Genomic DNA, 8,506 nt, shown 5'->3' with positions numbered 1-8,506 from the left:
CCACCCCCCCCCCACCCCCCCCCACTCCCCACCCCCCCCCCCCCCCCCCCCCCCCCCCCCCCCCCCCCCCCCCCCCCCCCCCCCCCCCCCCCCCCCCCCCCCCCCCCCCCCCCCCCCACCGGCGTATCCGCTTACGGTCGTCCCGCTGCGAGTCGCCGTTCCAACGGCGGCCGTCCACAAGGGAGATCGGGGGTGCGCTCGTGCGGATCGGACTGCTCACGGAGGGTGGCTACCCGTATGTGAACGGTGAGTCCGGACTCTGGTGCGACCGGTTGGTGCGCGGCCTGCCGCACGAGTTCGACCTCTTCGCGCTGAGCCGCTCCGCCGACCAGGAGGACCAGGGGTGGGTCAGGCTGCCCCACCACGTCAGCCGGGTGCGGACCGCGCCGCTCTGGACGCCGGAGGACGGCACCCTGCGCGGCAGCGGTGAACGCGGCCTGCTGGCCCGCCTGGTGACCGGCGGGGGCGTCTCCTACGGGCGGCGCGACCGCAGGCGCTTCACCGCCCACCTGACGGCCCTCGCCACCGCCGTCTGCGCCACCGAGGACGCCGGCGCCGACCCCGCCGCCGACGGAGGGCCCGGCGCCGAACTCTTCACCGAGGGCTTCTACGGCCTGGCCGAGCTGGCCCGCGAGCGCGGCGGACTCCACCTCGCCCTGCGTTCCGAGACCACCGTACGGATCCTGGAGGCCGCCTCCCGCGCCCGCGGCGCCGGCCGTATCGTGCGGAGCGCCACCGTCGTGGACCACCTCGCCTTCGCCGCCGAGCTGGAGCGCCTCCTGCGTCCGCTCTCGCTCGACTGGTACGACCCCGAGGGCCTCGGCGCGGTCGACCTCTGCCATGCGGCCTCGGGCGGGGCGGCCGCGATTCCGGGGCTGCTGGCCAAACGCTTCTTCGGGGTGCCGCTGCTCATCACCGAGCACGCTGTGCAGCTCCGGGCGCACTACCTGGCCGCGCCGGCAGCGCCCTTCGGTGCTTCCGTACGCGCCCTCCTCGCCAACTTCCACGCCCTGCTGGCCGCCGAGGTCTACCGGCAGGCCGCACTCGTCGTCTCCGGCAACACCCACGTCCGCCGCTGGCAGCAGCGGTGCGGCGCGGACCCGGCCAAGCAGCGCACGGTCTACCCGGGCATGGCGGCCGAGCGGTTCGCCCGGGTCGGTGAGCACGACGACCAGGGAGGCCCGGACACTCTGGTCTGGGTCGGCCGGATCGAGCCCGCCAAGGACCTGATCGCCCTGCTCCACGCCTTCGCCGAGGTTCGCCGCGCCGAACCGGACGCCCTGCTGCGGATCTTCGGCGCACCGGCGGAGGGCGAGGAGGCCGCCACGTACCTCGCGCACTGCCGGGCGCTGGCCGCCCAACTCTTCCCCGACGAGGCCACCGGCGTCCACGCCGAGGGAGTCAGCCCGGTCACCTTCGAGGAGATCGGCGGCCCCGAGATCCCCGACCTGGCGGAGGCCTACGCGGCGGGCGGTGTGGCCGTCCTCTCCAGCGTCGTCGAAGGCTTCCCGATCAGCCTCGTCGAGTCCATGTTCTGCGGCCGGGCCACGGTCTCCACGGACGTCGGAGCCGTCGTCGAAGTCATCGGCGGCACCGGCCTGGTGGTGCCCCCGCGCAACCCCCGGGCGCTCGCGGACGCCTGCACCGCGCTGCTGCGCGACCCCGAGCGCCGGGCGCGCCTGGGGGCGGCGGCGCGGGCCCGCGCGCTCGAACTCTTCACCGCCGAACAGAACCTCGCGGCATTTCGCGGCATTTACCTGGAGCTGATCTCGCGTGCCCCGGCCCGGAGGGAGCCCGACGGCGCCCCCCTCCTCTTCGGCACTCCACCGGAGGCCCGGCTTCCCGGGACCTGGACCCGGCCCCAGGCCCCGGTGACCGGACCGGACCGGTCCGCTGCCGCAGCGGTGGACGGGTCGGAGTGCACGGTGGGGGAGGACGCGGGGGAGGCTCCGGCGGCCGAGGGGCGTGCGACGGCTGAGGAGCGCGTGGTGACCGAGGCCCGTGCCGGGGCCGGGCGGCGTGCGGTGGCCGGGGAAGTGGGGCGCGGTCCGCAGACGGCCGACGAGTGCGTGGCCGCCGGGGCGCCGAGGCGTGCGTCGGAGCAGGGCCGGGAGCCCGTGCGTGTCTGCGCGCCCGCCGCCAGTGGACGGGGGGAAGGCGATGCGTGACCGACCGACCGGCCCCGACCACGGAGAGGACGCCACGGTGCCTGCCGACACCGCCCCGACCGCTGCCGGCGCTGCGGGCGCCTCCGAGCCTGTCGCCGACCTCGTCACCGAGCCTGCCGAGGCCGCCGACCCCGCCGTGCCCGCGGACACCACCGCCACCGCCCCGGCCCCCGTCACCACCGACCCCGACCCCGGCACGCACGCCCCCGTCCCCCTCCGCCCCGCCGAGATTCCGGCACGCGGCGGGCGCGGCATTCAGCACCGGCCCGGCGCACCGGTGCGCCGGGGTCCCGCCGACCCCGTGAAGTCGCTGATGCACCACCACCGCGCCCTCTGCGAACGGGCCGTCAGCCCGTTGGAGATCGCCGCCGGGCTGGAGGCCCACGGGCTCACCGACCGGTCCGCCGCCCGCTACCGCCACCGGGACGTCTTCGCGCTCGCCGAGGAGCTGTACGCCCGCACCCCCGCCGGTACCCCTCTCCCCGCGCCGGCGGCCGAGGCCTCGCACCCCGAGGCCGAGGCCCGCGCCGGGTGGACGCTGCTCGCGCTGCTGCCCGGTGCCGCCTGTCTCGCCACCGCCGGGGCCCTCCGGCTCACCCAAGGGGTGCTCGACGGGGGAGCGCGGGCCGCCCTGACTCTCACCGGCGTACTCCTGGCCTGCCTGGCGCTCCGGCTCTGCCTGAGCCGGGGGCCCCTGCGCGCCCCCGAAGGAGCGGGCCGCGCGGGGCTGTACGCCTGCTGGCTCCTGAGCTTCGCGGTGTACGGGGAGGAGCTGATCGCCCAGGTCATCAGCGGCGGCCCGGACGGGCCCTGGCAGGCGGCGCCCGCCCCGCTGCTCGGGCTCGCCGCGGCGATCGCCCCGGCGGCCTGGTGTGCGCACATCTTCACCGTGCGGGCCCGCCGCAGACTCGACGGCAGCCGCGCACTGGAGGAGTTCGGTGCGGCAGTGCGCCCCCTGCTCCTGGGCGCCGTCGCCCTCTTCCTCTGCGCCCTGCTGCCCCTGCTGCACCTGGCCGACCTCGGCCTCGGCGGCAACGGGACGCCGGTCGCGGCCGTCGCCCTCGGGGTGCTGTTCTTCCTGGCCCGGCTGCTCGCCGCGCACGGACTGCCCGAGCCGGGCACGGTCGCGCTGGCCGCCGCCTGTGCCGTGGAGGCCGCGGCGCCCGCCCTCGTCCTCGCCGCCCGGCTCCCCGGCCTCGAACCGCTGGCCCGGCCCGTCCACGCGCTCGTCGAGGCGGGCGGCACCGGAGCCGTACCCGCTCTGGCCTGTGGCGCGGCGGCGCTCGGACTGCTCGTCCACGCCTCCGCCGCCCTCTCCCGGGCCTCCGCCCACACGAGGACCTGACCGGCCCCGCCCCCGTACCCCCGCGACCGCCCCCCCCGAAACGCACCACCGCACCACTCCCGCGGAGCCGACGCCGCGGGCCTCACCCGCCACACCGAACCGATCCACAAGGAGAAACCCGCCATGACCCCCCAGTCCCCCGCACCGGCAGCCCGCCGTCGGCACCGAGGCGGTGCGCGATGAGGGTGCTGCTGCTCGGAGCCAACGGATTCCTCGGCCGCTTCGTCGCCGACCGGCTGCTCGCCGACCCCGCCGTCCACCTCACGGCCCTCGGACGCGGCGACGACGCCGACGTCCGGTTCGACCTCGCGGGCGGCAGCCCGGGAGCGCTCACCCGCTTCCTGGACGCCGTCCACCCCGGAGTCGTCGTCAACTGCGCGGGTGCCACCCGCGGTGGTGCCCGGGAGCTGACCCGCCACAACACCGTCGCCGTCGCCACCGTCTGCGAGGCCCTGCGCCGCAGCGGCTGCGGGGCCCGGCTCGTCCAGGTCGGCTGCGCCTCCGAGTACGGCCCCTCTCAGCCCGGCTCCTCCACCGCCGAGGACGCCATCCCGCGCCCCGGCGGCCCGTACGGCGTCAGCAAGCTCGCCGCCACCGAGCTGGTCCTCGGCTCGGGGCTCGACGCCGTCGTGCTCCGGGTCTTCTCACCCGTCGGCCCCGGCACCCCCGCCGGCTCCCCGCTCGGCCGGCTCGCCGAGGCCATGCGCCGGGCCATGCAGGCGGGCGACGGCGAGCTGAAGCTCAGCGGCCTCGGCGTGCAGCGGGACTTCGTCGACGTACGGGATGTGGCGCGGGCCGTCCACGCGGCCTCGCTCTCCGCCGCCCAGGGCGTCGTCAACATCGGCACCGGGCGTGCCGTCCGGCTCCGGGACGCCGCCGCCGTACTGGCGCGGGTGGCCGGGTACGCGGGCGCGCTCCATGAACTGGACTCGCCCCCTCCGCGTCTGCCCATCGGTGCCCCGCGCACCTCCGCCGAGTCGGTGATGGAGCACCTCTCCGCGACCCCCTCCCCCTACCCGGACGGCTGCGGGGCGTGGCAGCAGGCCGATGTCCGCACCGCCCGGGACCGGCTCGGCTGGCGCCCCCGGATCAACCTGGAGGAGTCGCTCGCGGACATCTGGATGGAGGCGGCGTGCCGTATCTGACCGCCCCCGCCGACACCCGCAGGACCGCGGGCGGCGAACAGCTCGGCTTCGGCGTCCCCGGCTACGCCCATCCGCTGCTGGCCCCCACCGAGTGGGCCGAGCTGGTCCGCCCCGGCACCCCGCTCCACTGGGCCGTCCTCAACATCGCCGACGGCCCCGGCACCCGGCCCGACCCGCACTGCCTGGAGGCGGCCGGGCGGCTCCGCAACGCCCGGGAGCGCGCGCTGCACGGCGAGGAGCCGGACGACTCCGTACGCGCCTGCGGCGGCCGGCTCCTCGGCCATCTCGATCTGGCCCACGGCGAGCGGCCGTTCGACGAGCTGATCGCGGACGCCCGGTCCTTCATCGACTGGTACCGGGTCGGCGGCTTCTACTTGGCGCGCTGCCCCACCGAGCGGGCCGGGCTGCCCGCCGTCCGGCGGCTCACCGGCACCCTCCACGCGCTGCTGGCGGAGAGCGACAGCGCGGACGGCGGCGGGCACCTCGTCCTCGGCCACGGCACCCACCCGCACCCCGGCTACGCGGAGGCGGCCGACCAACTGGTCACCTTCCAGGGCCCGTGGACCGACTACCGCTGGTCACAGGTGGCCGAGTGGACGGCGGACTATCCGCCCGGCCGGTTCGCGCACTTCGTCCACGGGGTGCCCCGCACCCATCTCGACGAGGCGATGCGCGTCGCCCGCTGGCAGGGCGCCGGGACGATCTTCTTCACGGACCGGGACGGACGGAGCGGACAAACCGATCCATTCGCGGCGCTGCCCAGGTACTGGGACGAAATCGTCTCGCGGATCGGACCTGGTATCTCGGAATGAGAAGGGGCGTGGCAGTGTTACCGGAAGAACAACCGTACGTAGTCGATGTACGCGCAGTCGATGTACGTAAATCCGACCACCTGCATTGTTGAGGTTCCTGTGTCGCTGCCACCCCTGGTCGAGCCAGCCGCCGAGCTCACCGTCGACGAGGTCCGCAGGTACTCCCGCCACCTGATCATCCCGGATGTCGGGATGGACGGCCAGAAGCGCCTGAAGAACGCGAAGGTGCTCTGTGTGGGCGCCGGCGGTCTCGGCTCACCGGCCCTGATGTACCTGGCCGCGGCCGGGGTCGGCACGCTGGGCATCATCGAGTTCGACGAGGTCGACGAGTCGAACCTGCAGCGCCAGATCATCCACAGCCAGGCGGACATCGGCCGGTCCAAGGCGCAGTCCGCCAAGGACTCGGTGCTGGGCATCAACCCGTATGTCGACGTGATCCTTCACGAGACGCGGCTCGAGGCCGACAACGTCCTGGAGATCTTCGCGCAGTACGACCTGATCGTGGACGGCACGGACAACTTCGCCACCCGCTATCTGGTCAACGACGCCGCCGTGCTGCTGAAGAAGCCGTACGTCTGGGGCTCGATCTACCGCTTCGACGGCCAGGCCTCGGTGTTCTGGTCCGAGCACGGCCCCTGCTACCGCTGCCTCTACCCGGAGCCCCCGCCGCCGGGCATGGTCCCCTCCTGCGCCGAGGGCGGCGTGCTGGGCGTGCTCTGCGCGTCGGTCGGCTCGATCCAGGTGACCGAGGCGATCAAGCTGCTCGCCGGCATCGGTGACCCGCTGGTCGGCCGGCTGATGATCTACGACGCCCTGGAGATGCAGTACCGCCAGGTCAAGGTCCGCAAGGACCCCGACTGCGCGGTCTGCGGCGAGAACCCGACCGTTACCGAACTCATCGACTACGAGGCCTTCTGCGGCGTCGTCTCCGAGGAGGCCCAGGAGGCGGCGGCCGGCTCCACGATCACTCCCAAGCAGCTCAAGGAGTGGATCGACGGGGACGAGAAGATCGAGATCATCGACGTCCGCGAGCCGAACGAGTACGAGATCGTCTCCATCCCGGGCGCGAAGCTGGTCCCGAAGAACGAGTTCCTCATGGGCGCCGCCCTTCAGGACCTCCCGCAGGACCGCCGTATCGTCCTGCACTGCAAGACGGGTGTCCGCAGCGCCGAGGTCCTCGCGGTCCTCAAGTCGGCGGGCTTCGCCGACTCGGTGCACGTGGGCGGCGGCGTGATCGGCTGGGTCAACCAGATCGAGCCCGAGAAGCCCGTCTACTGAAGCCTGCTTGCACCTCTGCCGTACTGCTCGTACGGCGAAGGGGCCGGTCCACCTGGTGTGGACCGGCCCCTTCGCCGTGGGCCGGGCGACGGGCCCAGGCGGACCGGCCCCGGCCTGTCACCCGCAGGTCAGGCCGTCGTCCGGAACCTTCCCGTCCAGGAAGTACGTGTCCACGGTCGAGGTCACGCACGGGCTCTCGCCGTACGCCCCGTGCCCCTCGCCCTTGTTGGTGACCATGATGCCGACGCCCTTGCCCAGCTCGTCCGCCATCCGCCGCGCCCCCTCGTACGGCGTGGCCGGGTCGCCGGTCGTGCCGATGACCAGGATCGGGGCGGCCCCCGGCGCACTGGCCTCCGGTGTGTCACGCTCCCCGTCGACCGGCCACTGGGCGCACCAGCCCGCCGTGTCCCAGGCCAGGAACGGCCCGAACACCGGGGAGAGCCCGCGGAATTCGGGCAGCAGCGCGCGGGCCCCGTCCACCGTGGGACGGGCCTTGGAGTCGGCGCAGGAGATCGCCCGCTGGGAGTGCGCCTGGGTGTCGTAACGCCCGTTCCCGTCGCGCCCGTTGTACGAGTCGGCGAGGCGGAGCAGACCGTCGCCCGTGCCCTTGTTCTCCGCCTCGTCCAGGGCAGCCGTCAGCTCGGGCCAGTTGTGCTGCGAGTAGAGCGGCGTGACGATGCCCGTGATGGCGAGGGACTCGGTCAGCTCACGGCCCGACGAGGTCGGCAGCGGCTTCTCGTCGAGCCGGGCCAGCAGCCGGGCGATCCGCTCCGAGCCCGCCTTCGGGTCCTGGCCGCGGTCCTTGAGGTAGTTCTCCAGGGCCCGCTGGAACCCCGTCGCCTGGTTGCGGGCGTGCCCTATGCCGTCGGCGGTCGGGTCGATCACCGCGTCCAGGACGACGCGCCCCACGTGGTGCGGGAAGAGGTGCGCGTACGTCCCGCCCAGCTCCGTACCGTACGAGAAGCCGAGATACGACAGCTTGTCGTCACCGAGGACCTGGCGGATCAGATCCAGGTCGCGGGCGGCGTTGGACGTGCCGACATGGGGCAGCACCGTGCCCGAGCGGCGCTCGCACCCCGCGCCGAAGTCCGCGCCGTCCTTGACGAACGCCGCCTCCTCGGCCGCCGTGTCCGGGGTCAGGTCCACCGTGCGGAAGGCCCGCTCCTGCTCCTCGTCGGTGCGGCAGCGCACCCCGGAGCTGGCCGCGACCCCGCGCGGATCGAACCCCACCAGGTCGTAGCGGGAGTTGAGCTTGCCGTACGAACCGGCCGCGCGCGGCAGTATGTCGACACCCGATCCGCCGGGGCCGCCGAAGTTGAACAGCAGCGAGCCGATCCGCCGGTCCTTGTCGCGGGCCTCCTTGCGGATCAGCGCGATGGCGATGGTCTCCCCGGACGGCTTCCTGTAGTCCAGCGGCACCTCCACGCTCGTGCAGCGCCAGTCGGAACCGGGCGCCCTGCCGCCCGGCGGGGCCGCGCAGCGCTTCCAGTCCGGGCGCTGGGAGGTGAGGGAGGCGGGCAGGGCCGGGGACTTGGGCGTGTCCTTCGGCTCAGGGGAGGGGGAGGCGGAGGTGGCACGGGGGCGGCCGTCCGTGGTCGCGTCCGGCTCCGGCTCCGTACCCAGCAGACCGCACCCGGCGAGCAGCCCCGCGGCCAGCAGGGCCGCCCCGGCCCGAACAGCTCTCCGGCGGCCCCTCCGACGGTCACGCATGGTCCGGCTCCCCTCCCCGAGGCCCGCAGCCGGTGGTGACGCGACGGG

Annotated in this window: 6 protein-coding genes; 5 read left to right on the top strand and 1 reads right to left on the bottom strand. The window is 74.6% G+C overall.

What is annotated here, in order from left to right; translation table 11 throughout:
• Positions 1 to 200 precede the first annotated feature (200 nt).
• The 5 genes from AC0682_RS29980 to moeZ all read left to right on the top strand — a co-directional run bounded on the left by AC0682_RS29980 (position 201) and on the right by moeZ (position 6,748).
• Positions 201 to 2,168, top strand: coding sequence for a DUF3492 domain-containing protein (locus AC0682_RS29980; RefSeq protein ID WP_478536309.1), 1,968 nt, complete (start codon positions 201 to 203; stop codon positions 2,166 to 2,168).
• A complete protein-coding gene (locus AC0682_RS29975; protein WP_478536307.1) occupies positions 2,161 to 3,513 on the top strand; it encodes a hypothetical protein in 1,353 nt (450 codons plus the stop codon). The genes AC0682_RS29980 and AC0682_RS29975 overlap by 8 nt, the downstream gene beginning before the upstream one ends.
• A 179-nt stretch (positions 3,514 to 3,692) precedes the next feature.
• The gene (locus tag AC0682_RS29970; protein WP_254811738.1) at positions 3,693 to 4,658 is read left to right on the top strand and encodes an NAD-dependent epimerase/dehydratase family protein; all 966 of its coding nucleotides are present in this window, start codon (positions 3,693 to 3,695) and stop codon (positions 4,656 to 4,658) included.
• Positions 4,646 to 5,470 carry a spherulation-specific family 4 protein gene (locus AC0682_RS29965; protein ID WP_478536306.1) on the top strand — a complete coding sequence of 275 codons (825 nt, stop codon included), beginning with the start codon at positions 4,646 to 4,648 and terminating at the stop codon, positions 5,468 to 5,470. The genes AC0682_RS29970 and AC0682_RS29965 overlap by 13 nt, the downstream gene beginning before the upstream one ends.
• A gap of 99 nt (positions 5,471 to 5,569) precedes the next feature.
• Positions 5,570 to 6,748, top strand: a complete 1,179-nt coding sequence (moeZ, locus tag AC0682_RS29960; protein WP_254811737.1) for an adenylyltransferase/sulfurtransferase MoeZ — start codon at positions 5,570 to 5,572, stop codon at positions 6,746 to 6,748.
• Positions 6,749 to 6,865: 117 nt separating this feature from the next.
• Here the strand turns inward: moeZ and AC0682_RS29955 are convergent, their stop codons facing one another.
• Positions 6,866 to 8,458: an alpha/beta hydrolase gene (locus tag AC0682_RS29955; RefSeq protein ID WP_478536305.1), complete on the bottom strand. Its 1,593-nt coding sequence runs from the start codon at positions 8,456 to 8,458 to the stop codon at positions 6,866 to 6,868.
• Between the last annotated feature and the right edge of the window lie 48 nt (positions 8,459 to 8,506).

It is taken from the genome of Streptomyces sp. NPDC043746, assembly GCF_056436485.1.
Note: the sequence above shows the minus strand (reverse complement) of the source record. Positions and strands in the feature narration are given on the sequence as shown.